25 protein-coding genes, 2 tRNA genes and 1 pseudogene are annotated in these 23,532 nt (G+C 58.5%); 20 read left to right on the plus strand and 8 right to left on the minus strand.

Going from position 1 to position 23,532, the window contains the following annotated elements; translation table 11 throughout:
• Positions 1-249: 249 nt before the first annotated feature.
• The 3 genes and pseudogenes from istB to IEX53_RS21380 all read right to left on the minus strand — a co-directional run.
• Positions 250-1,044, minus strand: coding sequence for an IS21-like element helper ATPase IstB (gene istB, locus IEX53_RS21370; RefSeq protein WP_188826212.1), 795 nt, complete (start codon positions 1,042-1,044; stop codon positions 250-252).
• Positions 1,034-2,566, minus strand: a complete 1,533-nt coding sequence (gene istA / locus IEX53_RS21375) for an IS21 family transposase (RefSeq protein WP_188826213.1) — start codon at positions 2,564-2,566, stop codon at positions 1,034-1,036. The genes istB and istA overlap by 11 nt, the downstream gene beginning before the upstream one ends.
• A 115-nt stretch (positions 2,567-2,681) precedes the next feature.
• A pseudogene (locus IEX53_RS21380) lies at positions 2,682-3,170 on the minus strand (ATP-binding protein); the annotation flags it as partial.
• A 41-nt stretch (positions 3,171-3,211) separates the two neighbouring features.
• Between IEX53_RS21380 and IEX53_RS24070 the strand changes: the two are divergent.
• Together IEX53_RS24070 and IEX53_RS21390 are read left to right on the plus strand one after the other, a co-directional pair.
• Complete coding sequence (locus IEX53_RS24070) at positions 3,212-6,487, plus strand: hypothetical protein (RefSeq protein ID WP_236016313.1); 3,276 nt, start codon at positions 3,212-3,214, stop codon at positions 6,485-6,487.
• 5 nt (positions 6,488-6,492) lie between these two features.
• Positions 6,493-6,720 (plus strand): hypothetical protein, encoded by a 228-nt coding sequence (locus tag IEX53_RS21390; RefSeq protein ID WP_188826214.1) that lies wholly within the window; start codon positions 6,493-6,495, stop codon positions 6,718-6,720.
• Between the two features lie 514 nt (positions 6,721-7,234).
• On the opposite strand, the gene IEX53_RS21395 is transcribed toward IEX53_RS21390, so the two are convergent.
• Entirely contained in the window at positions 7,235-7,717 is a 483-nt protein-coding gene (locus IEX53_RS21395; protein WP_188826215.1) for a hypothetical protein, read from the minus strand.
• Between the two features lie 14 nt (positions 7,718-7,731).
• Complete coding sequence (locus tag IEX53_RS21400) at positions 7,732-7,974, minus strand: DUF4160 domain-containing protein (RefSeq protein ID WP_188826216.1); 243 nt, start codon at positions 7,972-7,974, stop codon at positions 7,732-7,734.
• A gap of 164 nt (positions 7,975-8,138) precedes the next feature.
• Between IEX53_RS21400 and IEX53_RS21405 the strand changes: the two genes are divergently transcribed.
• From IEX53_RS21405 to IEX53_RS21425, 5 genes are all read left to right on the plus strand, one after another.
• On the plus strand, positions 8,139-9,992 hold the full coding sequence (locus IEX53_RS21405; RefSeq protein ID WP_188826217.1) for a glycoside hydrolase family protein: 1,854 nt from the start codon (positions 8,139-8,141) through the stop codon (positions 9,990-9,992).
• 82 nt (positions 9,993-10,074) lie between these two features.
• Entirely contained in the window at positions 10,075-10,782 is a 708-nt protein-coding gene (locus tag IEX53_RS21410; protein ID WP_188826218.1) for a hypothetical protein, read from the plus strand.
• Between the two features lie 142 nt (positions 10,783-10,924).
• On the plus strand, positions 10,925-11,578 hold the full coding sequence (locus IEX53_RS21415; RefSeq protein ID WP_188826219.1) for a glycoside hydrolase family 108 protein: 654 nt from the start codon (positions 10,925-10,927) through the stop codon (positions 11,576-11,578).
• Positions 11,575-11,790 (plus strand): hypothetical protein, encoded by a 216-nt coding sequence (locus tag IEX53_RS21420; RefSeq protein ID WP_188826220.1) that lies wholly within the window; start codon positions 11,575-11,577, stop codon positions 11,788-11,790. The genes IEX53_RS21415 and IEX53_RS21420 overlap by 4 nt, the downstream gene beginning before the upstream one ends.
• A complete protein-coding gene (locus IEX53_RS21425) occupies positions 11,790-12,059 on the plus strand; it encodes a hypothetical protein (RefSeq protein ID WP_188826221.1) in 270 nt (89 codons plus the stop codon). The genes IEX53_RS21420 and IEX53_RS21425 overlap by 1 nt, the downstream gene beginning before the upstream one ends.
• Positions 12,060-12,330: 271 nt before the next feature.
• Here the strand turns inward: IEX53_RS21425 and IEX53_RS21430 are convergent, their stop codons facing one another.
• From IEX53_RS21430 to IEX53_RS21440, 3 genes are all read right to left on the minus strand, one after another.
• On the minus strand, positions 12,331-12,534 hold the full coding sequence (locus tag IEX53_RS21430; protein ID WP_188826222.1) for a thermonuclease family protein: 204 nt from the start codon (positions 12,532-12,534) through the stop codon (positions 12,331-12,333).
• Positions 12,512-12,727 carry a thermonuclease family protein gene (locus IEX53_RS21435; protein ID WP_188826223.1) on the minus strand — a complete coding sequence of 72 codons (216 nt, stop codon included), beginning with the start codon at positions 12,725-12,727 and terminating at the stop codon, positions 12,512-12,514. The genes IEX53_RS21430 and IEX53_RS21435 overlap by 23 nt, the downstream gene beginning before the upstream one ends.
• A gap of 106 nt (positions 12,728-12,833) precedes the next feature.
• A tRNA-Val gene (locus IEX53_RS21440) sits at positions 12,834-12,909 on the minus strand.
• Positions 12,910-13,137: 228 nt separating this feature from the next.
• On the opposite strand from IEX53_RS21440, the gene IEX53_RS21445 reads away from it, so the two are divergent.
• The 13 genes from IEX53_RS21445 to nuoI all read left to right on the plus strand — a co-directional run bounded on the left by IEX53_RS21445 (position 13,138) and on the right by nuoI (position 23,516).
• A tRNA-Asp gene (locus tag IEX53_RS21445) sits at positions 13,138-13,214 on the plus strand.
• Between the two features lie 258 nt (positions 13,215-13,472).
• Positions 13,473-13,670: a hypothetical protein gene (locus IEX53_RS21450; RefSeq protein WP_188826224.1), complete on the plus strand. Its 198-nt coding sequence runs from the start codon at positions 13,473-13,475 to the stop codon at positions 13,668-13,670.
• 36 nt (positions 13,671-13,706) lie between these two features.
• Entirely contained in the window at positions 13,707-14,135 is a 429-nt protein-coding gene (locus tag IEX53_RS21455; RefSeq protein ID WP_188826225.1) for a type II toxin-antitoxin system HicB family antitoxin, read from the plus strand.
• A 511-nt stretch (positions 14,136-14,646) separates the two neighbouring features.
• Positions 14,647-15,012: an NADH-quinone oxidoreductase subunit A gene (locus tag IEX53_RS21460; protein ID WP_110754292.1), complete on the plus strand. Its 366-nt coding sequence runs from the start codon at positions 14,647-14,649 to the stop codon at positions 15,010-15,012.
• On the plus strand, positions 15,003-15,584 hold the full coding sequence (locus IEX53_RS21465; RefSeq protein ID WP_188826226.1) for a NuoB/complex I 20 kDa subunit family protein: 582 nt from the start codon (positions 15,003-15,005) through the stop codon (positions 15,582-15,584). The genes IEX53_RS21460 and IEX53_RS21465 overlap by 10 nt, the downstream gene beginning before the upstream one ends.
• Positions 15,585-15,596: 12 nt before the next feature.
• Positions 15,597-16,199, plus strand: a complete 603-nt coding sequence (locus IEX53_RS21470; protein ID WP_188826227.1) for an NADH-quinone oxidoreductase subunit C — start codon at positions 15,597-15,599, stop codon at positions 16,197-16,199.
• A gap of 11 nt (positions 16,200-16,210) precedes the next feature.
• Complete coding sequence (locus tag IEX53_RS21475; protein ID WP_188826228.1) at positions 16,211-17,401, plus strand: NADH-quinone oxidoreductase subunit D; 1,191 nt, start codon at positions 16,211-16,213, stop codon at positions 17,399-17,401.
• On the plus strand, positions 17,401-18,231 hold the full coding sequence (gene nuoE, locus IEX53_RS21480) for an NADH-quinone oxidoreductase subunit NuoE (RefSeq protein WP_188826229.1): 831 nt from the start codon (positions 17,401-17,403) through the stop codon (positions 18,229-18,231). Before IEX53_RS21475 ends, nuoE begins: the two co-directional genes overlap by 1 nt.
• Positions 18,232-18,240: 9 nt before the next feature.
• Positions 18,241-19,548 carry an NADH-quinone oxidoreductase subunit NuoF gene (nuoF, locus tag IEX53_RS21485; RefSeq protein WP_188826230.1) on the plus strand — a complete coding sequence of 436 codons (1,308 nt, stop codon included), beginning with the start codon at positions 18,241-18,243 and terminating at the stop codon, positions 19,546-19,548.
• 5 nt (positions 19,549-19,553) lie between these two features.
• Positions 19,554-19,868, plus strand: coding sequence for a pentapeptide repeat-containing protein (locus IEX53_RS21490; RefSeq protein ID WP_188826231.1), 315 nt, complete (start codon positions 19,554-19,556; stop codon positions 19,866-19,868).
• Positions 19,868-21,949 (plus strand): NADH-quinone oxidoreductase subunit NuoG, encoded by a 2,082-nt coding sequence (nuoG, locus tag IEX53_RS21495; RefSeq protein ID WP_188826232.1) that lies wholly within the window; start codon positions 19,868-19,870, stop codon positions 21,947-21,949. The genes IEX53_RS21490 and nuoG overlap by 1 nt, the downstream gene beginning before the upstream one ends.
• Positions 21,950-21,969: 20 nt before the next feature.
• The gene (nuoH, locus tag IEX53_RS21500; protein WP_188826233.1) at positions 21,970-23,013 is read left to right on the plus strand and encodes an NADH-quinone oxidoreductase subunit NuoH; all 1,044 of its coding nucleotides are present in this window, start codon (positions 21,970-21,972) and stop codon (positions 23,011-23,013) included.
• An 11-nt stretch (positions 23,014-23,024) separates the two neighbouring features.
• Complete coding sequence (gene nuoI / locus IEX53_RS21505) at positions 23,025-23,516, plus strand: NADH-quinone oxidoreductase subunit NuoI (protein ID WP_188826234.1); 492 nt, start codon at positions 23,025-23,027, stop codon at positions 23,514-23,516.
• The last annotated feature ends 16 nt before the right edge of the window (positions 23,517-23,532 follow it).

Genomic DNA, 23,532 nt, shown 5'->3' on the forward strand with positions numbered 1-23,532 from the left:
TACTTCGCAAGCGTAAATCCGATAATCAATTCTTCCGATTCAGAAAGTCCTCGGACGGACACTTATCAAGCAGCATAAAATCCTTGTGGAAAAACGTTCGGGAACTTTCGAGGAAGAAACGAATTGCCCAAATCTGCCGCTGTTTGAGTGGCTTCTTTACGCCCACTTTCCGGCCGGCGTTGATTTCCACGCCGAACTGAGCCGGTTTTTCCACCGAGAAGTGAGCCACCTCTGAGTATGGTTTTCTGATCAGGGTTTGGTCAAGGGATTGGCTTTTTCTCCTCTCTTCTGTGCTGCGGCAGTCGAGCTGGCTTTGAAGCGGAAGCTGTCATTGCCGGTTTCCAGAATATGACAACGGTGGGTGAGACGGTCGAGCAGAGCGGTCGTCATCTTGGCGTCACCGAAGACCGTGGCCCATTCGCTGAAGCTGAGATTGGTGGTGATGACGACGCTGGTCCGCTCGTAGAGTTTGCTCAGCAGGTGGAAGAGCAGCGCTCCACCGGAGGCGCTGAACGGGAGGTATCCCAATTCGTCCAGGATCAGCAGGTCGAGGCGAGCCAGCGTCTCAGCGATCTGGCCTGCCTTGCCTTTTGCCTTCTCCTGCTCGAGTGCGTTGACCAATTCGATCGTGGAGAAGAAGCGGACCTTTCGGCGATGATGCTCGATCGCCTGGATGCCGAGAGCTGTCGCGACATGTGTTTTACCTGTGCCCGGCCCGCCGACGAGCACGATATTCTGCGCTCCGTCGATGAACTCGCATCTGTGCAACTGGCGCACTGTCACTTCGTTGATCTCGCTGGCGGCGAAGTCGAAGCCGGAGAGGTCCTTGTAGGCGGGGAAGCGGGCAGCCTTCATGTGATAGGCGATGGAGCGGACCTCGCGTTCGGCCATCTCGGCCTTCAGCAACTGGGACAAGATGGGCACGGCCGCGTCAAAAGCCGGAGCCCCTTGCTCGATCAGGTCCGTGACGGCTTGGGACATGCCATACATCTTCAGGCTACGGAGCATGATAACGACGGCGGCGCTGGCAGGATCATGACGCATGACGACCTCCTGCGATCTGGACGCGCAGACCATCATAGCGTTCGACATTGGCCTTGGGTTCACGCAGCAAGGTCAATGCCTGTGGGGTATCTATGTTGGGACCGTCGGTCGTCTTGCCGTCGATCAGCCGATGCAACAGGTTCAGCACATGCGTCTTGGTCGCCACGCCTGCATCCAGGGCCAGTTCCACAGCCCTGACGACGACTTGTTCGTTGTGATGCAGGACAAGAGCAAGGATATCGGCCATCTCACGATCACCGCCGGGGCGGCGAAGCATCTGGTCCTGCAGTTGTCGAAAGGCCAACGGCAATTCCAGGAAGGGTGCACCATTGCGCAGGGCACCGGGCTTGCGCTGAATGACGGTAAGGTAATGCCGCCAGTCGTAAATCGTTCGTGGCGGCTTGTCGTGACTGCGTTCAATAACCCGCTCATGCTCGCATAGAATATTGCCTTCGGCCGCAACGACCAGTCGCTCGGGATAAATCCGCAGGCTGACAGGCCGGTTGGCAAAAGACGCAGGCACGCTGTAGCGGTTCCGCTCGAAGGTAATCAGGCATGTCGGTGAGACGCGCTTGCTTTGCTCGACGAAGCCGTCGAAAGCGGTGGGCAACGCCATCAACGCGGCCTGCTCTGCGGCCCAGATGTCGGCGATCGTACCGGACAAGCTGCCATGCGGTGTCTCCCGCCACAGGTCCTGGCAATGCTGTTCCAACCAGTCATTCAACGTTGCCAAATCCGGGAAGTCCGGCATTTGCTGCCACAGCCGTGGTCGAGCATCCTGGACATTCTTCTCGACCTGGCCCTTTTCCCAGCCCGCAGCGGGATTGCAGAACTCGGGCGCAAAGACATAGTGGTTCGTCATCGCGAGGAAGCGGATATTGACCTGTCGCTCTTTACCGCGGCCGACGCGGTCGACCGCCGTTTTCATGTTGTCATAGATGCCGCGACCAGGCACGCCGCCGAACACACGGAAGCCGTGCCAATGGGCGTCAAAGAGCATCTCGTGCGTTTGCAGCAGGTAAGCCCTGACCAGAAACGCGCGACTGTGCGATAGCTTGATATGTGCGACCTGAAGCTTCACACGCTCGCCGCCGATCACGGCATAGTCCTCACTCCAATCGAATTGGAATGCTTCGCCTGGGCGGAATGACAGCGGAACGAATACGCCACGGCCCGTCGTCTGCTGCTCACGTTGCCGATCAGATCGCCACTCGCGGGCGAAGGCGGCCACCCGGCCATAGGAGCCGGTAAAGCCGAGAGCCACCAGATCGGCATGAATCTGCTTCAGTGTTCGGCGCTGCTTACGCGACTTCCCGGCCTCGGTCTTCAGCCAGCCAGCCAATTTGTCGGCAAAGGGATCAAGCTTGCTCGGTCGTTCCGATACCGTGAACGTCGGCTCGATCGTACCAGCGCTCAAATACTTCGCGATCGTATTGCGCGACAGCCCGGTGCGCCGGCTTATCTCGCGGATCGACTGCTTCTCGCGTAGCGCCATCCGACGGATGATGTTTAAAAGTCCCATGTGGATCACTCCGTTGCCCCCGTCGTTAACCGCGTTGGGGGGAAGGTTCACATGGCTCAATTCTCAATGGAAATTATGCGACTAACCGGCTCGTTCTGCGTGGAAATCAACAAGCGGCCATCTGCTTCTGGAAGCGGAGGAGACGCCGCTCGTCACGCGCCTCCATCATCTCGCTGACCAGGGCAGCCGCCGTAGTGAAGCCGACCGACAGGCCCTTCTGGCAGGCGGCGAGGCCCAGACCGAGAGCCACATGCGTTTTGCCCGTGCCGCTGGGTCCGAGCGCAATGACGTTCTCGCGGCGCTCGATCCATTCGCATCGCGCCAGTTCCAGTACCTGCATCTTGTTGAGCTTGGGGATGGCGGTAAAGTCGAAACTGTCGAGGCTTTTGACGACGGGGAATTTGGCCGCCTTGATCCGACGCTCGACCTTACGACGGTCACGTTCAATCATCTCCCGCTCGGCAAGCCGGAAGAGGTAGCCGACATGATCGACGCCCTCGATGGCACACAGCCGAGCCAGCTTTTGATACTCGCGCTGGAAGGTCGGCAGCTTGAGGGTCTTGAGATAGTGCGCGAGAAGGATCTCTGGTGCTTCGATGGTCATGCCGCTTCTCCTGCAGGCGAACAATCGATGCGGCTGGCGCTATGGGTGTCATAGCCTCCTTGGGGGCCGGGGTTCTCGATCTTCCGACGCTTCTGCCGGTTGGCGGCGGCGTTCTAGGCTCAGGCGGCTCGCTTCTTAGGACGGCGACCGGCGCGGCCATTGGCGCGGGTATTGATGCGTCAGTCACAGAGGCCGGATTGCATCTCACCCAAGTCGCGAGGACGGGCGAGGAAAGCGTTTTCAATGTCGGCGGCTCCATTCTTCTCGGTGGCGCGCTCGGCACACTGGCGGCGCGCTATCTGTCAAATGAAGCATCCTCAATCCTGTCTCGCAAGATCGAAGGGCAAGAGCGCGGCTATGATGAATTCGATAATGCTTTCATCGCGGCAGGGAAGGCGGCATCAGCTGGCGCGGCGGCGCGCGATACCGGCCCGTTAGCGCTCAAGGATGAAGCGCTCATCAAGAATATTCCACTGGTCAATCAGCAGGACCCTTTGATCCGGCTGCAATTGTCTGACCTCGATACCGCGCGCCAGACGGTGAGGGGCCTTGCTGAAACCCCGTTGGAATACGCCGACAATGCGCGCGGAGTTGCGACCGAGATTGGGGGGTCCGTCGAAACACGTATGAAAATGTGGAATGCGCCGTTAGCAAAATCGCTGACCGACATCGATACGCTCTATGCCAGATACTTCAACGACGCGCCGGACCCCTCGGCATGGCAAGCGCGCCTTTCGCCTATCAGGGCCGAAATGCAGCGTATAACGGGCGGCACGAAGCTGACCTACAAGCAATTCAAGGAAGAAGTAGGGAAGGCTGCATTCAGCGCTGAGCAGCATCCCATATCCACCGTTGCAGAGGCAGCAACAGTTTATCGCCGGACTGATGAGGCGATGAAGAAAGCCGCAATCGAGGCCGGGTTACTACCGGAAGACGTTCAAGTGCAAGGGGACGTTTCTCACCTATTCAGAATGTACAACAAGAACAAAATCATTGCGCGCCGCAATGAATTCGCAAGCGTTCTACAATCCCACATGTTGGCAAAGCGAGGGGAAGCGGAAAATCGGCTTGCTCAGGCGGACGCTTCAAAGGTAGCGGTCAAAGCACATCAGGCACAGGAGAAGGTTCGCGCAGTCGAGCAGAGAATGGAAGCGACGGAACTCCGCATTTCCCAAAAGGAGGAATCCTATCGAAATGTTCTGAGCGTCAAACCGCCAAAGGGCAAAATTGGCGTCACGGAAAAACAGTTTGAGGCCCTTCAGCGCAGACGGGATGCTCTTGATGATCTTCGCTCTGAATACAGGGTGATGGAAGAAGAATTCCAAGAGGTCGTAGAGAAATACCGTAGCATTGCCGATGAGTTCGACGCGCCCCCGGATGATATAAAAAATTCATCTAGAGTAAAAATGGCGATAGACTACGTTAGGGCGAAGAAAGCTGAAGCAGAGCTGAAGGCAAAGATTACTCGCCTTAAGTCGAAGGAAAAATATCTCCGTTTGTCGGGCCAAAAACTTAAGGCTGATAATGCGGCGAGGGAGTTGGACGCCATCGAGGTCGATTTGGCCCGCAATTCCAAGCAGGTTAAGAGGCTTGAAGGAATCTTCGAAAAAACGGGTAAGTACTTTTCGGATTCCGCGAATGCAAAAGCAGACGAGTTCGCGCTCCTATCCGATGATGAAATACGCGACCTTGTTGACGAAACGATAGATACGATTCTTGGAAACGCTGATGGGCGCATCCCTTATGACGGTATCATTTCAGGGCCGCGCGGGCCATTGAAGGAAAGAACCCTCAATATCGAAAGCGCCAAGATACAGGACTTTCTTGAACTGGACATTGAACAGGTCCTTCAGGCCCAGGTACGCACCATGTCGGCGGACGTGGAGATTGCCAAGAAATTTGGCGACCCGACCATGGCGGAAGAAATCCGCAAGGTGAATGACGAAGCGAACCGAAAGATTGCGCAGGTCGATGGGCGATCTGACCTTGATGCGGCGGCGAAGGAAAAAGAGCGCACACGGCTCGATAAGCAGCGGAAAGCTGCCGTCCGCGACATTGAAGGTATCCGTGACCGTCTACGCGGGCAATATGCGCTCCCTTCAAATCCTGATGGTGTGGTTCTTCGCGCCGGTCGTGTGGCCCGAAACCTGAATTACCTACGACTTCTCGGTGGCATGAAGGTTTCTGCTATCCCCGATATGGGCCGCGTGATCACCGTACATGGAATGACCAGCGCCTTCCGGGATGGCTTCTTGCCGATGATGAGGAACTTCCGGGCATTCCGCGCGGCGGCTGAGGAGGTCAAGCAGGCCGGTACCGCTCTGGACATGATCCTTGATACGCGCGCCATGGCGATAGCCGACATCACAGGTGAGTTTGGACGACATTCCAAATTCGAGCGCGGCATTCAATCGCTGTCCTCTCGTTTCGGCGTCGTGTCGCTGATGGCTCCATGGAATGCCTCGATGAAGCAGTTCGCGGGCCTTGTCACAATGTCAAATGTCCTTCAGGCTGCGCAGCGAGTTGCCGCCGGGGCGGCTAGTCCGAAAGATATTCGCAGGCTCGCAGCATCTGGTATCGATGAAGACATAGCACAGCGTATCGCCAAAGAGTTTGCGCAGCACGGCGATAATCAAGATGGGGTGCTGCTGGCAAAGGCCGCGGGCTGGTCCGACAAGCAGGCGAGGGAAGCTTTCCGTGCCGCCGTTGTGCGAGATGTGGATCGCATTGTCGTCACCCCGGGACAGGACAAGCCGCTATGGATGAGTACCGAACTAGGTAAGACCATAGGCCAGTTCAAATCGTTCGGGCTTTCCTCCATGCAGCGCGTCACATTGACGGGCTTGCAGCAACGTGATGCGGCAGTCCTGAACGGGATACTGGTTTCGCTCGCTCTTGGAGCGGTGAGCTATTGGGCCAAACAGACCATATCTGGACAGCCGTTATCGGATAATCCGTGGCAATGGGGTGTAGAGGCTTTTGACCGCTCTGGCTTGACCGGGTGGCTGATGGAAGTGAATAATCTCAGCGAGAAGGCTACACGCGGCAGAGTAGGGGCATCCCTCCTGACGGGAGAACAGGTATCTCGGTATGCCAGCCGCAATGTGACAAGTGCATTTTTAGGGCCAACCCCCGGCGCGATAGCAGACATATTTCAGGTATCCGGATCAATATTCGCTGGAGACACGACGAAAAGCGACCTGCGAAAAGCACGCGAAATGATACCGATGCAAAACCTTTTCTATTTGAGGCGGCTATTCAATATGGTTGAAGAGGGCACTGGGAATGCCCTTGGGCTTCCAGATACAAGGAAATAGGATCGATGGGGTTTATTTTCGCTTTGATACTTATCCCGGCAGCGGTGGCGATGATATTCTCGCCATTTATCGCCTATGGTTTTTACCGGGATGGCGATATCCGTAGCGCAGCAAAAGCCTCGGCTGTGTTTATCGTTTGCGCCTTAATCGTTGTAGCAACCCCACGAGGCCAGAAAAGCTCAGGCCATTACGATGATTGCGAACGATACAGCAGCTTCGCCGAAAGCTGCTGACGGGAGCTGTTATGTTCCTCGATGAGGATTTAATAAAATTGAATTCCAACTCGACTTTTGATTACGCCGTCCAAAACCGACGGGGGTATAGGGCAAAGTGGCGCTAATAGGTTGCCCCCAAGCTAACCGCTTCATCAAACTTCCTGTCTGATATCTCAAACAACTGAAACCATATCTGGCGACTGTAGATTTTTGTGATCTTGTTTACCAAAGCGGATCGCTCTTGGCCGCAAAGAGTTCGCGCTGCATTCGTCAATACGGAATACTGGAGGTTAGGGTTTCTCTTCGTCAAATACCGGGCCGCCCCATAACCGCACTTCATGTAGGCGTCTCGTTCCGAAGCGTAACTGGCAAACTTTCGGTCGGCCTCTTCGGTAGACGTACATCCGCATAAAGCCAAAAATAAAATGGCAACAAAAAACCGCAGCATCCCCAATCCCCTTTCCGGCTAAAAAAGCACAAGGGGAGGGGCTTTGTCGAGGGCAAAGAAAACGCCGCCTAAGCTGGGCTTTGGTCAGGCGGCGCGCTTCGGCCTGCCTGTTTGCCGTGGCCGATAATGTGCATGCATCAGGAGAGGGTCTCGCTGGCTGGCGCGCAACAGCATCTTGACGGCATGGCTAATGGGAGCGCCCGCGCGGTAGTTTTTCCATGTGCGGAGGCTGACGCCGAGGAAATCCGCCGCCTCGTTGTTGGAAAGGGCGGCGGCTTCCTGCCATCGGCATAGATCATCCGAGGTGAAGTCGCGCTGATCTTCGGCAATCTGAAACAGGTGATAGGCATCAATCGCCAAATCCTCGCCTGCCCATTCGACCGTTGCGCCATAGTCGGCAACAGCAGCGGTTTTCCAGATATCTGGGGATTTGAGCGGGGCGAGAAGTTCGCCGCCGGTGGCAACCCAGCCGACGAGATTTACCGTGGAGGCCGGAGCATCCTTCCACTGGATTTCCAGGGTCATGTTCGGCGCGGGCTTTACGCTTTCAATACGCGGCATGTCCATTTTCGTTTCCTCTCTCAAGCGATGGGGAAGCGGGGATTTGTCCGGTTCCATTCAGCGGCAATCGTCGCTTTATTCTCACGCGCCCATTCAAGGGCGGTATCTTCTACCCTGCGGCCCAGTTTGCCACGCAGGATTTGCAGCGTTGCAATTTCCACAAGCGCATCGCCATCGGGCGTGAGGATGTGAAAATGAGGAGGCAAGTGATCATTCGCGTACACTCGAATGATGATGTTTCCGATTTGAACCAGCTTGCCCATGCGCCCCTCGCTTCAATGGAACTAATATAGGGCAAATTATGCACCGTGTAAAGATAGCTGGTGAAATTTTTTCCCTATAATGTGGAGAAGCGCTCCTCCGGGCCGTTTATCAAATCACACCATAAGCCGTCCTTCGGGGCGGCTTTTTCTATTGAGGAATCCCCATGGGAATTATCATTGACCGTACTGACGGCCTCGCATCATCCGCCGCTATGAAAGGGCCGGTGCGTTGCGCCACAACACAGAATATCGTTCTATGCGGCTTGCAGGTCATAGACGGCCTACAGCTGGCCGAGAATGACCGTGTTCTGGTGAAGGACCAGACGGATTCAAGGACGAATGGCCTTTACGTGGTGTCGGTCGGCCTATGGCGGCGGTCCGCTGATTTCAACAACAACCGAGATGTCCGTGAAGGGACGATGATCATCGTCACGGATGGTGTTCTGAATGCCGGCCAATGGTATGTCGCGTCTGACAATCCGATCAATATTGGCACCACGCTGCTTGCCTTTAAGCGTGTTCTCACATTCGGGCTTGCCCCCGGTCAGATTAATGGGGGCGTCGTCTTTGAGACAAAGGCTCAGATGGATGCAAGCCTCAACTACGCCGATAAGCAAATGGCGTGGGTCATCCGAGACCCCGCCGTTGGCAATAACGGCACCTATTACAAGTCCGGCGCTTCTGGATTCGGTTCTTGGATCAGGATTGGTGACCTTCCTTATAGCTTTATTCCGGCGACGAATACTGGAGTGGGTACGGACAACGCCATCCAGGCAACCACGGAAATACCCATTCCGCTTGTTGATCGCGCGGTCCTCATTGCTCTTCCTATCGTCGCCACGACGACAGGGGATGCAACAGTTTCTTTCAACGGGGGTGCGCCTCTTCCCATCGCCGATTCGACGGGGGTTGTCGTGCCATCTGGCGAGATGGAGGCGGGCCAGATTGTATGCGGTTATAAGTATCAGGGGCAGTTCCGCATTTTGGCTGGCCGTCGTGGATGGTCCCCTCTTTTGCGCGTCGTTGCTGATGGGGCGCGTCGTGTTCTCCAGCTATACGATTGGACTGCTGGCCACGGACCGAAGCCGAATGTTTACGGATATCTCGGCCCGAACGGTATTGTGAGCGATATCACTCAGGCGACCGACATTCGGGGGCCAGAAGGCCCCAATGGCCCAGGCACCGGGGACATGCTGAAAGATGTTTATGATCCCCGGCGCATAGAGGGGGACGCTTACCCATACCGCAGTAAGGCTGAGGTAGAAGCGGCCACAATCCCAATCTCGGTGGATTTCATCCAGCTCGTTGGGTATTACGCTGCGGGAGATGGAGGAGGGGCGCTTTACAAGCGCGTTACTTCCGAACCCTCACATGCTGGCAAAATCCAGTCAGCGGACGGATCGTGGTGGGAATTGGCCGATCAAGACTTAAGGGTCGAGATATTCGGTGCTAAGGGCGACGGTTTGACCGACGACGCCGATGCCATCGAAACGGCGACCAATTATGCTGCCGCACGTGGGGCGACGGTACTATTCGACGCAAAAGGATATTTCCTCAGTCGTACAATCAAGCCCGCTCCGGGGCCGTGGGCAACATGGAGGTGGCGCGGAGTGGAGACCGGGAACCATGCAACGATGGCTCATTCGTTGCATCCCGGGACAATGATTGTTACGAAAGGAGCGTACAATGCGCTTGAGGTTGATTTTTTACAGTTCTCCAATGAGAATTTTTCAGTTGAAGGAATAAGTTTCTTAAACGCAACGCCAGACTATACAAGTTCTACTGCCATTATAGTGACTCGTGGCGAAAGTAATCAAAGATACATAAGCGGGTTTGAGTTTCGAAAAGTCTCAACATCTGGTTACGCTGCATCGTTTAGATTCGTTGGAAAAAATGTAACTGATGGCGTTGGACAAAATCACATAGGGAATGTGGTATTCGATCAATGTAACATGACAAATGGCGGTATCGGCATCTCACTAAGCAAATGCAGTCTTAAATCTATCCGATTTCTATAGTTGCTTATGGTTTGGTCTACGCTATGGCGGATTTCTTTTGTCACGCACCCCTGGCGACGGGGAGCCTACCGGCTTCGGGTCCATGATCAGAGCCAACATCCACGATGGTCACTTCGAAGAGGTAGGCGGTATTTTCCGAACACAGTCAGAGAGTACGCTGGATGAAAGCGGTCAGGCACTTCGGAGTGTTATTTCCCTATCCGGGAGGACTAGCCGGGAATGGTGCGGGGCGAGCACTGACCCGACTACGGGCGATCCATTCCAGCTCGGCGTTGACACAGACATCATCATCACCGGCGCAATTGACAGGTTCACGGGGTATGGCGAAACGACATTGCCGTCTATCCCGGCGAAATGCTCTATAAATTCAACGTCGCCAGTGTATGTTGTTCCGAACGGCGGTCTTCTGCGCTCGCCGCGTGAAATCAACGCGCCTCGGCTTCAGTATACTCTTGGGCCTGCTGGCGGGGGTTCCGCTAGCGTTACGTTCAGCATCAAGAGTGACGCGGCATTTGTGAACGCGGATTTCGCCATTAAAACGGAAATCATCCTGGCAAACGGCGCGTATGGCTACCGCGAAGATGTGCATACAGGCAGACCCAGCACAACCACCGTTTCAACGCCAATAGTGAACGCCACCACAACGGCTGTAGCTGTTTCTTTCGGCTCCGGTGGTTCTGATGACATACTCACTGTGACGCTGGATAATCAAGGTAGCCTCTCTGTCCCCTGCGAAGTGAAAGTCGTCAATCTCTCTGGGGCGGCGATCATTACGCAGAGCAATGTGTGACACCACCGAAGGCCCGGAGAATTGAGGCGTTTCTCGCGGAGTTGCCGGCGTTTGAGTGGCCGTCCGGCTCATAGCATCCCGAACCAGCTTACCCGCCACACCGCCCTCTGAGGCGGTTTTTTTATTGCCGAAAGGAAAGACCATGAACCGCAATTTCGAGCGGGCGCTTTCGTGCGTCCTGAAACACGAGGGCGGCTGGGCCGACAATCCCGCCGATCCGGGCGGCGCAACCATGAAAGGCGTCACGCTGGCGACCTTTCGCCGCTATGTGAAGCCCAGCGCGACAAAGGCCGATCTGCGCAAGATCACCGATGCGCAGCTTTCGACCATCTACCGCCGCCATTACTGGGACGCCGTAGCGGGCGCTGAATTGCCGGATGGCGTGGATTACGCCGTGTTCGATTTCGCGGTGAACAGCGGGCCGTCGCGGGCGGCGAAATACCTCCAGGCGGTGGCGGGCGTGACGCAGGATGGCAAAATCGGTCCAGCCACGCTCAAGGCCGTGCGCGGCAAGCCGCATGCGTCCGTCATCCATGAGCTTTGCGACAAGCGGCTCGCCTTCCTGCAACGCCTCGACACGTGGAAGACATTCGGCAAAGGTTGGTCATCGCGTGTCCTGGGCGTTCGCACGGAAGCTTTGAGAATGGCTGCGCCGGGTTTGACCGTTCCCACGCCCGTATCCCCTCCTGCCGGGGCCGCGCCGCAGCCTTCCGCGCCCTCGACGGCTGTCAAGCAATCACTCATCTCCATCATCCTTGCCGCGCTCGCGGCTCTCTTCAAAAGGACGGCGCAATGAACATCATGGCCTACAACAAGTTCCTCGTCGCCGCGCTCATGGCCGCGGTGACGTTCGTCCAGTCCTATTTCGAGATTGACCTTGGCGTGGATCAGGTGACGGCGAGCAATCTTATCGCGGCGATAGCTGCAATTCTCGTCTATTTCATCCCGAACGTGCCGCCCAAGCCAACGCGCACTGATCCGATGGATGGTGTGCAGGACGCGCTGTAATGCTGGCGCTCCTCAAATATTGGCAGATCGGCGCAGGGACGGCGGTGGGCGCGTTGCTCGCTGCCGGTCCCGTCTATCTCTACGGCGCGGCGCAGGGGCGTCAGCAAGCGGCTTTGTCGGCGGCAGAGGCAACGGTGAAGGCAATCCAACAAAGGGGCGATGTGGATGAAAAGATTATTGACATGGACGGCTATCGCCTCTGCCTTGAGCTTGGCGGGGTGCCAGACGAGTGCGACCAACTGCGCCGGGTGGAAGCGGATCAGCGTTAAGCCCGCGACGGCGGTCTATCTCGCAGGCAATGATACTACGGCAGGGCAGGGGATTGCAGGGCATAATGCCTACGGCAAAGCGGCGGGGTGCTGGTGATGAAGGAGCAAATCGCGGATCGTACAACTACAGCAATTGCCACTGGTGCGGCGATGAATTGGATATGGCTCCCATACCTGGAGCATGTCCTATCCATAGCTCTCTCTGCGCTCGGCGTGATCTGGCTGCTGGTGCAGATTTATTACAAGGTCAGGAGCGGGCGGTAGACGCCCCTCACTCACACCACCCGCGCCGCTTGCCCTTCCAGGGGCGCGCCAGAAGCTCCCCCACAAGAACATCTCCCACATCAGCGCCATTCACGGCTATGGTCGCCAGTGTGCGCCCGTATCGGTCCTTGACGCGGCCTGAGCCGGGATCGCCGCGCTTGATGACGGGATCGCCGGTCGCCAGCAGTTCAGCGAGGCGGCGTTTTGCCACCAGGCATCGCATTTGGACGGCCAATCTCCGGCGCGTCGATGTTGGCGATTCGGATGCGCTCGTCGCGGATGGTGATGGTGTCGCCGTCGATGGTGCAAACCTGATTCGAACAGATCGGCGCTGCGCTTCCCGGCGAGGAAAAGAGAACGGCAAACGCAAAGCCGAATACGAGCTTGGTGATTCTAGCGCGCATGGTAAGGGGCCTCAAAAGAGAAGGGCGTTTCGTAAGGGAAAATGCCCATCAGGTTCATCGAACCATGGGGAACTTCGTGAGTTGACCCGTAACATATTGAAAAATATGGTGGGCGATGACAGGCTCGAACTGCCGACATCTTCGGTGTAAACGAAGCGCTCTACCAACTGAGCTAATCGCCCGCTCGCGTGAAGCGGCGTGTGGTCATGCCTTTAGGCAATTCGGCTCGCAAGCGCAAGAGGTAAGTGCGGGGGAGGGCGCGCTGCGGCGAGGTTCTGCGGACCGCATTTTCGAAACAGAAAATATTCTCAAAAATTTTCGAATGAGGTCGTTGACAGGGGACGGCGAACCCCTTAGAAGCCCGCTCATCGCCGGACGGAAACGCCCCGGCGGGACTAAAAAGAAAGTACGCGGGTGTAGCTCAGTTGGTTAGAGTGCCGGCCTGTCACGCCGGAGGTCGCGGGTTCGAGCCCCGTCACTCGCGCCACTTTTCTTCAAGCAAAATCAAAACTTTGATTGGTTTGATGAAGAGTGGCGCCCAGCCGCTGGAAGCATCATTTCCCCTTCACATCATCCCTTCGAATGACCTTTGCCAGCCCGATTGATATGCGGGATTAGGCGCGCGATTCGATGATCCTAAATCCCATTCAGTTTACATTTCCTGCCCGGAACGATTCGGACAAAATTGTCCGAATCTCCTTGCCATTTGGATTGCTTTGTCGGAATCTGTCCCGAGGGGGAAGGGATGGACAAGCGGGACCGCTTCATTGCCGAATTGAGGGAGGAGGCCAAAGCTCTCGGGCTCGCTTTCCGCATCAGCAAAAGCAAGGGGAAGGGCGGTCATGCGACGGTGTGGGTGGGCGACCGAGTCGCCACGCTGCCAAACCGGGAAATCGACCCGAAAACAGCGGCGAAAATTCTGAAGGGGCTGGGATTGAGGTGAATATCACCTGCGAAGCGCTAAGGAAGGATATGACCGATGAAAACCTATGCTTACGCCGCGGTTTTTGAGCCGACCGAACGCGAAGGCGGCTTTGTCGTCACATTCCCCGACGTTCCTGGGGCTATCACCGAAGGTGACGATATGGCGGATGCGCGCGCGATGGCGGCGGACGCGCTTGGAGTCATACTGCTGGTCTATCTGGAAAAGGGTTGGGCGCTTCCAGAAGCCAAGGCGGAAGGTGAAATGATCTGCCCGGATGCCGAAGTCGCGGCCAAGATAGCAGTGATCGAAACCTTCCGTGCTTCCGGCTTGTCGCGCCTCGAGCTCGCGCGCAGGCTGGGAAAGGACGAGAAGGAAATTCGGCGTATGCTCGATCCGAATACGGCAACAAGACTTCCGCTCATGACGGCCGCGCTTGCGATCATGGGTCAGCGTCTGGTGATTGGGCTCGAGGCTGCGGAATAGGCAGCAAGCCCATCCGCGCCGCACGCGGGTCTTCCACACTGATTCCTGTTTCACAAACATTTGAGACACCGGCCCGGTTCGCGCTGCGCCTGTCTGGCCCACTTCCGCCTAAATTGCTGGCTTCCCTGGCTTTTTCAGGCTTCGCGCTGCCCTGCCAATAACCGTCAGCGTCTGGTTTTATGGGGCCTTCCGCCTTATATGCGGCCATGAGCGGCACATTATTAAGCATATGGCAAAAGGAGGGCGGCGGTTTGGCGGTCTTTTGCCTTGCACCTTCAGCCTCTCTGCGCTAACCCTCGCCGCGAAATCGCGCTGGTCGCACCAGTTCGCACGGTATGCCTTTTGAAGCTGCTTGGGCGAGGGGTCTTTCGGTAGAGCATGATCCCAGAAAGTTGCGGACTTTTGGATAAGATCATGCGGCTAAAAGATGCAATGTGTCGCATGGTCGTGGCCGGCAAAAGGTCTATGACAGGCGGCAATCAGCCTCGTGTCAAAAGGCGGAAACAGGATCATGAACGAGCTTTTGAGTTCCTACCTGCCCATCGTCATATTCATTGGCGTGGCGCTGGTGATCGGTCTGGCGCTTCTCGTCGCGCCGTTCCTTGTCGCTTACCGGCAGCCGGACCCTGAAAAACTGTCGGCGTATGAATGCGGCTTCAACGCATTCGACGACGCGCGCATGAAATTCGACATCCGGTTCTATCTGGTGTCGATTCTCTTCATCATCTTCGACCTGGAAGTCGCCTTCCTGTTTCCGTGGGCGGTTTCCTTCGGTTCCATCGGCTGGTTCGGTTTCTGGTCGATGATGCTGTTCCTGGCCGTGCTGACCATCGGCTTCATCTATGAATGGAAAAAGGGAGCGCTGGAATGGGATTGACCGATAGCAACACCACGCTCGTCGCGCCCCAGCCCAAGGGAATTATCGATCCGAACACGGGCAAGCCCGTGGGCTCGGACGATGCGTTCTTCAACGAGATCAATGCGGAACTGTCCGACAAGGGCTTTCTCGTCACCTCCACCGACGCGCTCGTCACCTGGGCGCGGTCCGGATCGCTGATGTGGATGACGTTCGGCCTGGCCTGTTGCGCGGTGGAGATGATGCACATCTCCATGCCGCGCTACGATGCGGAGCGTTTCGGCATCGCGCCCCGCGCGTCTCCGCGGCAGTCCGATGTGATGATCGTCGCGGGCACGCTGACCAACAAGATGGCCCCGGCGCTGCGCAAGGTCTATGACCAGATGCCGGAGCCGCGCTACGTCATCTCCATGGGCTCCTGCGCCAATGGCGGCGGCTATTATCATTATTCCTATTCGGTGGTGCGCGGCTGCGATCGCGTCGTGCCTGTCGATATCTACGTGCCCGGCTGCCCGCCCACTGCCGAAGCGCTGCTCTACGGCATTCTTATGCTGCAGAAGAAAATCCGCCGCACCGGCACCATTGAGCGATAGGGGAGGGCTGGCATGAGCACTCTTGAGGATTTCAAGCTCTACCTTAGTGAGCGCCTCGGCGAGACGATCGAGGATGTCGCCATCGAATATGGCGAGCTCAACCTCGTCGTCCCGGCGGAAAAGATCATCGCCACGCTGACTTTCCTGCGTGACGACGATCTGTGCCGGTTCGTGTCGTTCATCGATCTGAGCGGCGTCGATTATCCCGAGCGCGCCAAGCGGTTCGACGTGGTCTACCAGTTCCTGTCGCCGCGCCATAACAGGCGCATCCGCGTCAAGGTGCAGGCCGACGAGACGACCCTCGTTCCGTCCGCAACCGCTGTCTATCCGGGCGCGGAGTGGTACGAGCGCGAGGCCTACGACATGTATGGCATCCTGTTCTCCGGCCACCCGGACCTGCGCCGCATCCTCACCGATTACGGCTTCGATGGGCATCCGCTGCGCAAGGACTTCCCGCTCACCGGCTATGTGGAAGTGCGCTACGACGACGAGTTGAAGCGCGTCGTCTACCAGCCGGTCGAGCTCAGGCAGGAATTCCGCAATTTCGATTTCCTCTCCCCATGGGAGGGGACGGATTACGTTCTGCCCGGCGACGAGAAGGCAAAGGCGAACTGAGGCGATAAAGAATGGCTGAGACACAAGTTCGCAATTTCAACATCAACTTCGGCCCGCAGCATCCGGCGGCGCACGGCGTTCTTCGCCTCGTGCTGGAGCTGGACGGCGAGGTGGTCGAGCGCGTCGATCCGCATATCGGCCTGCTGCATCGCGGCACCGAGAAGCTGATGGAGGCGAAGACCTATCTGCAGGCGGTCCCTTATCTCGACCGCCTCGATTACGTCGCGCCGATGAACCAGGAGCACGCTTACGCGCTCGCCGTCGAGCGGCTGCTGGGTATCGAGGTGCCGCGCCGCGGGCAGGTCATCCGCGTGCTGTTTTCCGAGATCGGCCGCATCCTCAACCATCTCCTCAACGTCACCACGCAGGCCATGGACGTCGGCGCGCTCACCCCGCCGCTCTGGGGCTTCGAGGAGCGCGAGAAGCTGATGGTGTTTTATGAGCGTGCCTCAGGCGCTCGCATGCACGCGGCCTATTTCCGTCCGGGTGGCGTCCATCAGGACATTCCGCAGAAGCTGGTCGAGGATATCGGCAAGTGGATCGATCCGTTCCTCAAGACCCTTGCTGATCTCGACGCTCTCATCACGCCGAACCGCATCTTCAAGCAGCGCAACGTCGATATCGGCGTCGTCTCGCTGGAGGATGCCTGGGCCTGGGGCTTCTCGGGCGTCATGGTGCGCGGTTCGGGCGCTGCATGGGACCTTCGCAAGTCTCAGCCCTATGAAATCTATCCGGAGCTGGAATTCGACATTCCCATCGGCAAGAATGGCGACTGCTACGACCGCTATCTGATCCGCATGGAAGAAATGCGCCAGTCCGTGCGCATCATGCGCCAGTGCGTCGATCTCCTGCTCGGCAAGGATTCGACCGGCCCCGTCTCCAGTTCGGACCACAAGATCGTTCCGCCGAAGCGCGGCGAGATGAAGCGCTCGATGGAAGCGCTGATCCAGCACTTCAAGCTCTATACCGAGGGCTATCACGTGCCGGCAGGCGAGGTTTACGCCGCCGTGGAAGCGCCCAAGGGCGAGTTCGGCGTCTATCTCGTTGCCGATGGCACCAACAAGCCCTATCGCGTGAAGCTGCGCGCGCCGGGCTTTGCCCATCTCCAGGCCATGGACTTCCTGTGCCGTGGCCACATGCTTGCCGACGTATCCGCAATCCTCGGCTCGCTCGATATCGTGTTTGGTGAGGTTGACCGCTGATGTCCGTACGCCGTCTCGCAGATGATTCCGTTCAGCCGCTCGCCTTCTCGTTCAATCGCGCGAACCAGGTCTGGGCCGAACAGCAGATCAAGAAATACCCGGAAGGCCGCCAGCAATCGGCGGTGATTCCGCTCTTGATGCGCGCGCAGGAACAGGATGGCTGGGTCACGCGCGCGGCCATCGAAACCATCGCCAAGATGCTCGACATGCCGCTGATCCGCGTGCTTGAGGTGGCGACCTTCTATACACAGTTTCAGCTTGGGCCTGTCGGTACCCGTGCCCACATCCAGGTCTGCGGCACCACGCCATGCATGCTGCGCGGCGCGGAAGATCTGAAAAAGGTCTGCCAGCACAAGATCAATCCCGAGCCGTTCGTGACCAACGAGTCCGGCACGCTGTCCTGGGAAGAAGTCGAGTGCCTGGGGGCTTGCGTCAACGCGCCCATGGTGCTGATCTTCAAGGACACCTATGAGGACCTGACGCCGGAGCGTCTCGGAGAGATCATCGATGCGTTCGAAGCGGGCAGGGGCGACGACATCAAGCCCGGTCCGCAGATCAACCGTGTTCTCTCGGCTCCGGTGGGTGTTTCGGTGGATGCGCTGAAGAGCGATGCCACGACGGCGACTGCTGCCCGGCAGGAGAACGGCAAGGAAGCCGAAGTTCCTCCTTCCGATGCCGCACGGCCCAAGACCGCCGCTGTGGAGACGAATGAGGCGATCAGATCGCCTTCGCCTAAAAAGGTGAGCGAGGCCGAGGAGGAGAAGGCTTCGACCGAGCCTGCGCCTGCACCGAAGAAGCCCGCTTCACGCACCAAGAAGCAACCGGAATAGAGGTGAGAAATGCTGGCTGACAAGGATCGCATATTCACCAACATCTACGGCCAGCATGGTCATTCGCTGAAAGAGGCGATGGCGCTTGGCCGTTGGGACAATACCAAAGCCCTGATCGAGAAGGGCCGCGACTGGATCATCAATGAGATGAAGGCATCCGGTCTGCGCGGTCGTGGCGGCGCGGGCTTCCCGACCGGTCTGAAATGGTCCTTCATGCCGAAGGAGAGCGATGGCCGTCCGCATTACCTCGTGGTCAATGCCGACGAGTCCGAGCCCGGCACCTGCAAGGACCGCGACATCATGCGCAACGACCCGCACACGCTGCTGGAAGGCTGCGTCATCGCGGGCTGCGCCATGGGCGCGCATACGGCCTATATCTATATTCGCGGCGAGTATATCCGCGAGCGCGAGGCGCTGCAGCGCGCCGTCGACGAGTGCTATGAGGCTGGCCTGCTCGGCAAGGACAACAAGACCGGCTGGGACATGGATATCTATGTCCACCACGGCGCCGGCGCCTATATCTGCGGCGAGGAAACCGCGCTTCTGGAAAGCCTCGAGGGCAAGAAGGGCCAGCCGCGCCTGAAGCCGCCGTTTCCGGCCAATGTGGGCCTCTATGGCTGCCCGACGACGGTGAACAATGTCGAATCGATTGCGGTCGCTCCGACGATCCTGCGCCGTGGCGCGGCATGGTTCTCGTCCATCGGCCGTCCGAACAATGTCGGTACCAAGCTGTTCATGATCTCCGGTCACGTCAATACGCCATGCACGGTCGAAGAGGCGATGGGCATTACCTTCCGCCAGCTGATCGAAGAGCATGCGGGCGGCATTCGCGGCGGCTGGGACAATCTGCTGGCGGTCATCCCCGGCGGCGCATCCTGCCCGGTGGTGCGCGCCGAGGACATCATGGACTGCCCCATGGATTTCGACGGCCTGCGCGAGGTGAAGTCCTCCTTCGGCACCGCCGCCGTGATCGTGATGGACAAGTCCACCGACATCATCAAGGCGATTGCGCGCCTGTCGCAATTCTTCAAGCATGAAAGCTGCGGCCAGTGCACGCCGTGCCGCGAGGGCACCGGCTGGATGTGGCGCGTCATGGAGCGCATGGTCACCGGCAACGCGCAGCGCCGCGAGATCGATATGCTGCTCGACATCACCAAGCAGGTGGAAGGCCATACGATCTGTGCGCTGGGCGATGCGGCTGCTTGGCCGATCCAGGGCCTGATCCGCAATTTCCGTCCGGAAATCGAAAAGCGGATCGATGAATACAGCCGCAATGCCGTGAACAGCAAATATATCGCGCTGGAAGCGGCGGAGTAAGTCCGATGACAGAGATTCATGACACACGGGATTGTTTCGAAATGCGCAACGCCTCCGTTGCCAATTCGAGCTTCGACGACGTGAATCTGTCGAACAGCAGGTTTCACAAGGTAAACCTGTCGGTAAGTGTGCTGGCTAAGGTGAACATGAGCGATGTGAAGGTGGAAGACGCCAATCTTTCCAGCGCGCATTTCGTCGATGTGAACCTCAGCAATGTCAAAATCGAGAATGCGCAAATCGCGGGCATGACCATCAACGGTGTGGCGGTAAGCGATCTCTTTCAAGCCTACGAGGCGGCGCGCCTCAATGGGGGCAAATAATGGCGAAGATCAAGGTTGACGGCAGAGAGATCGAGGTTCCCGATCACTACACGCTCCTTCAGGCAGCCGAAGAGGCGGGCGCGGAAGTGCCGCGCTTCTGTTTCCACGAGCGTCTTTCCATTGCCGGCAATTGCCGCATGTGTCTGGTCGAGGTGAAGGGCGGTCCCCCCAAGCCGGCGGCCTCCTGCGCCATGGGCGTGCGCGATTTGCGCCCCGGCCCCAATGGCGAAGCGCCGGAGATTTTCACCAACACGCCCATGGTCAAGAAGGCCCGCGAAGGCGTGATGGAATTCCTGCTCATCAACCATCCGCTCGACTGCCCGATCTGCGATCAGGGCGGTGAGTGCGACCTGCAGGACCAGGCCATGGCCTATGGCGCCGAGAACTCGCGCTATCGCGAGAACAAGCGCGCCGTCGAGAACAAATATATCGGCCCGCTGGTGAAGACGATTATGACGCGCTGCATCCATTGCACGCGCTGCGTCCGTTTCACCACGGAAGTCGCCGGCGTTTCCGAGCTTGGCCTCATCGGCCGTGGCGAGGATGCCGAGATCACGACCTATCTCGAACACGCCATGTCGTCCGAACTGCAGGGCAATGTGATTGACCTTTGCCCGGTCGGTGCGCTGACCTCGAAGCCCTATGCCTTCCAGGCGCGTCCGTGGGAGCTCTCCAAGACCGAATCCATCGACGTGATGGATGCCGTCGGCTCCAACATCCGCGTCGATGCCCGTGGCCGCGAAGTGATGCGCATTCTGCCGCGCACCAACGAAGCGGTGAACGAGGAGTGGATTTCCGACAAGACCCGCTTCATCTGGGACGGCCTCAGGACCCAGCGCCTCGACCGCCCCTATGTCCGTCGCAATGGCCGGCTCGTCGCCGCCACCTGGCCGGAAGCCTTCGCTGCTATCGCCGCCAAGGTGTCCGCCACGTCAGGCGACCGCATCGGCGCGATCTCGGGCGACCTCGCCAGCGTCGAGGAGATGTATGCGCTGAAGGGGCTGCTTTCCTCGCTCGGCTCTGTCAATATCGACTGCCGTCAGGATGGCGTGGCGCTCGACCCGTCTCTGGGCCGCGCATCCTACATCTTCAACCCGACCATCGAGGGCATCGAAGACGCCGACGCGCTTGTCATCATCGGCTCCGATCCGCGCCATGAGGCGGCGGTGCTCAACGCCCGCATCCGCAAGCGCCAGCGTCAGGGCCATTTCCCCATCGGCCTCATCGGCCCGCAGGTCGATCTGCGCTATGACTACGCTTATCTCGGCTCCGGCTTGGATACGCTGCGCGATCTGGCCGATGGCAAGGGCGAGTTCTATTCGGTGCTCGAAAACGCCAAGCGTCCGCTGATCCTTATCGGCCAGGGCGCGCTGCAGGGCGGCAACGGCATGGATGCGCTGGTGCTCGCCGCCAAGCTTGGCCAGCGTGTCGGCGCGGTCAGCGAAGAGTGGAACGGCTTTGCCGTGCTCCATACCGCCGCAGCGCGCGTCGGCGGCCTCGACATCGGCTTCGTGCCGGGGGAGGGGGGCAAGATCGCTGCCGAAATGGTTGGCGGTCTCGATGTCCTGTTCCTGCTGGGCGCGGACGAACTCGACTTGGCGGCGAAGGGCGACACCTTCATCGTCTATATCGGCACCCATGGCGATGCCGGCGCCCATGCGGCGGATGTCATCCTGCCGGGCGCGGCCTATACCGAGAAGTCGGCGACCTATCTCAACACGGAAGGCCGGGTGCAGATGACGAATCGCGCCGGCTTCGCACCGGGCGAGGCGAAGGAGGATTGGGCGATTCTCCGCGCGCTCTCCGACGTGCTCGGCCACAAGCTGCCGTTTGATTCGCTCAGCCAGTTGCGCGGGCGACTCTATGCCGAATACCCGCATATGGCGGAAATCGACGCCATCAAGCGCGGCAACGCGCAGGATATCGTCGCTTTGAGCGAGAAAAAGGCGGGTTCCGGCAAAGGCGCATTTGCGTTGCCGATCAAAGACTTCTATCTGACGAACCCGATCGCGCGGGCTTCCGCCATCATGGCCGAGTGCTCCGCGCTCGCGGTAGGCGGCTTCCAGCAGGCGGCTGAATAGGGCCAGGGAAAGAAACGAGAATGGACGGTTTTTTCGCAACATACGTCTTGCCGGCGCTGATCATGGCGCTGAAGTCGGTCCTGATGCTGGTCGTGCTGCTCATCTGCGTGGCCTATCTTCTCCTTGCCGACCGCAAGATCTGGGCTGCCGTGCAGCTGCGCCGCGGCCCCAATGTCGTCGGTCCCTTCGGCCTGTTCCAGTCCTTCGCGGATTTGCTGAAGTTCGTCTTCAAGGAGCCGGTCATTCCGTCCGGCGCCAACAAGGCGGTTTTCCTGCTCGCCCCGCTCGTCTCCGCCGTGCTGGCGCTGGCGACCTGGGCGGTGATCCCCGTCAATCAGGGCTGGGCCATTGCCAACATCAATGTCGGCATTCTCTATATCTTCGCCATCTCCTCGCTCGAGGTCTATGGCGTGATCATGGGCGGCTGGGCGTCGAACTCGAAATATCCGTTCCTGGGCGCGCTGCGCTCGGCGGCGCAGATGGTGTCCTATGAAGTCTCCATCGGCTTCGTCATCGTCACCGTGCTGCTCTGCGTCGGCTCGCTCAACCTGACCGACATCGTCATGTCGCAGGATACCGGCCTCGGCACGATGATGGGCCTGCCAAGCTCGTTCCTTGACTGGCACTGGCTCGGCCTGTTCCCGATGTTCATCATCTTCTTCATTTCGGCGCTGGCGGAAACCAACCGTCCGCCCTTCGATCTGGTGGAAGCGGAATCGGAACTCGTCGCCGGTCACATGATCGAATATTCCTCGACGCCGTTCCTCCTGTTCTTCCTCGGCGAATATGTCGCCATCACGCTGATGTGCGCGCTGACCACCATTCTCTTCCTCGGTGGCTGGCTCCCGCCCGTCGATGTGTGGTTCCTGAACTGGGTGCCCGGTGTCATCTGGTTCGTGCTGAAACTGTGCTTCTGCTTCTTCATGTTCGCCATGGTGAAGGCATTCGTCCCGCGCTACCGCTATGACCAGCTGATGCGCCTGGGCTGGAAGGTGTTCCTCCCGATCTCCCTGTTCATGGTGATCGCGACCGCCTTCTTCCTGAAACTGACCGGTCTGGCTTAAGGAGAAAGACAATGGCTTCCCTTGCTCAAGCCGCAAAATCGCTCCTGCTACAGGAGTTCGTGGGCGCGTTCTTTCTTTCGATGCGCCAGTTCTTCTCGCCGAAGGCGACGCTGAACTATCCCTTCGAGAAGGGACCGGTGAGCCCGCGCTTCCGTGGCGAGCATGCGTTGCGCCGTTATCCCAACGGTGAAGAGCGCTGCATCGCCTGCAAGCTCTGCGAGGCGATCTGCCCGGCGCAGGCCATCACCATCGAGGCCGGCCCGCGCCGCAATGACGGCACCCGCCGTACCGTGCGCTACGACATCGACATGGTGAAGTGCATCTATTGCGGCTTCTGCCAGGAAGCCTGTCCGGTGGACGCCATCGTCGAGGGCCCGAACTTCGAATTCGCGACCGAGACGCGCGAGGAGCTTTACTACGACAAGGACAAGCTTCTGGCGAACGGCGACCGCTGGGAGCGCGAACTGGCGCGCAACATCGCGATGGACGCGCCGTACCGCTGAGTACGCATGATCCCGA

Origin of the sequence: Paramesorhizobium endophyticum (assembly GCF_014640615.1) — a bacterium.
Classification (GTDB): Bacteria; Pseudomonadota; Alphaproteobacteria; order Rhizobiales; family Rhizobiaceae; genus Paramesorhizobium; species Paramesorhizobium endophyticum.

Excerpts from the sequence above, each read along its gene's own strand:
- istB (WP_188826212.1), bottom strand. The coding sequence starts at position 1,044 with ATGCGTCATGATCCTGCCAGCGCCGCCGTCGTTATCATGCTCCGTAGC.
- istA (WP_188826213.1), bottom strand. The coding sequence starts at position 2,566 with ATGGGACTTTTAAACATCATCCGTCGGATGGCGCTACGCGAGAAGCAG.
- IEX53_RS24070 (WP_236016313.1), top strand. The coding sequence starts at position 3,212 with ATGGGTGTCATAGCCTCCTTGGGGGCCGGGGTTCTCGATCTTCCGACG.
- IEX53_RS21390 (WP_188826214.1), top strand. The coding sequence starts at position 6,493 with ATGGGGTTTATTTTCGCTTTGATACTTATCCCGGCAGCGGTGGCGATG.
- IEX53_RS21395 (WP_188826215.1), bottom strand. The coding sequence starts at position 7,717 with ATGGACATGCCGCGTATTGAAAGCGTAAAGCCCGCGCCGAACATGACC.
- IEX53_RS21400 (WP_188826216.1), bottom strand. The coding sequence starts at position 7,974 with ATGGGCAAGCTGGTTCAAATCGGAAACATCATCATTCGAGTGTACGCG.
- IEX53_RS21405 (WP_188826217.1), top strand. The coding sequence starts at position 8,139 with ATGGGAATTATCATTGACCGTACTGACGGCCTCGCATCATCCGCCGCT.
- IEX53_RS21410 (WP_188826218.1), top strand. The coding sequence starts at position 10,075 with ATGATCAGAGCCAACATCCACGATGGTCACTTCGAAGAGGTAGGCGGT.
- IEX53_RS21415 (WP_188826219.1), top strand. The coding sequence starts at position 10,925 with ATGAACCGCAATTTCGAGCGGGCGCTTTCGTGCGTCCTGAAACACGAG.
- IEX53_RS21420 (WP_188826220.1), top strand. The coding sequence starts at position 11,575 with ATGAACATCATGGCCTACAACAAGTTCCTCGTCGCCGCGCTCATGGCC.
- IEX53_RS21425 (WP_188826221.1), top strand. The coding sequence starts at position 11,790 with ATGCTGGCGCTCCTCAAATATTGGCAGATCGGCGCAGGGACGGCGGTG.
- IEX53_RS21435 (WP_188826223.1), bottom strand. The coding sequence starts at position 12,727 with ATGCGCGCTAGAATCACCAAGCTCGTATTCGGCTTTGCGTTTGCCGTT.
- IEX53_RS21450 (WP_188826224.1), top strand. The coding sequence starts at position 13,473 with ATGGACAAGCGGGACCGCTTCATTGCCGAATTGAGGGAGGAGGCCAAA.
- IEX53_RS21455 (WP_188826225.1), top strand. The coding sequence starts at position 13,707 with ATGAAAACCTATGCTTACGCCGCGGTTTTTGAGCCGACCGAACGCGAA.
- IEX53_RS21460 (WP_110754292.1), top strand. The coding sequence starts at position 14,647 with ATGAACGAGCTTTTGAGTTCCTACCTGCCCATCGTCATATTCATTGGC.
- IEX53_RS21465 (WP_188826226.1), top strand. The coding sequence starts at position 15,003 with ATGGGATTGACCGATAGCAACACCACGCTCGTCGCGCCCCAGCCCAAG.
- IEX53_RS21470 (WP_188826227.1), top strand. The coding sequence starts at position 15,597 with ATGAGCACTCTTGAGGATTTCAAGCTCTACCTTAGTGAGCGCCTCGGC.
- IEX53_RS21475 (WP_188826228.1), top strand. The coding sequence starts at position 16,211 with ATGGCTGAGACACAAGTTCGCAATTTCAACATCAACTTCGGCCCGCAG.
- nuoE (WP_188826229.1), top strand. The coding sequence starts at position 17,401 with ATGTCCGTACGCCGTCTCGCAGATGATTCCGTTCAGCCGCTCGCCTTC.
- nuoF (WP_188826230.1), top strand. The coding sequence starts at position 18,241 with ATGCTGGCTGACAAGGATCGCATATTCACCAACATCTACGGCCAGCAT.
- IEX53_RS21490 (WP_188826231.1), top strand. The coding sequence starts at position 19,554 with ATGACAGAGATTCATGACACACGGGATTGTTTCGAAATGCGCAACGCC.
- nuoG (WP_188826232.1), top strand. The coding sequence starts at position 19,868 with ATGGCGAAGATCAAGGTTGACGGCAGAGAGATCGAGGTTCCCGATCAC.
- nuoH (WP_188826233.1), top strand. The coding sequence starts at position 21,970 with ATGGACGGTTTTTTCGCAACATACGTCTTGCCGGCGCTGATCATGGCG.
- nuoI (WP_188826234.1), top strand. The coding sequence starts at position 23,025 with ATGGCTTCCCTTGCTCAAGCCGCAAAATCGCTCCTGCTACAGGAGTTC.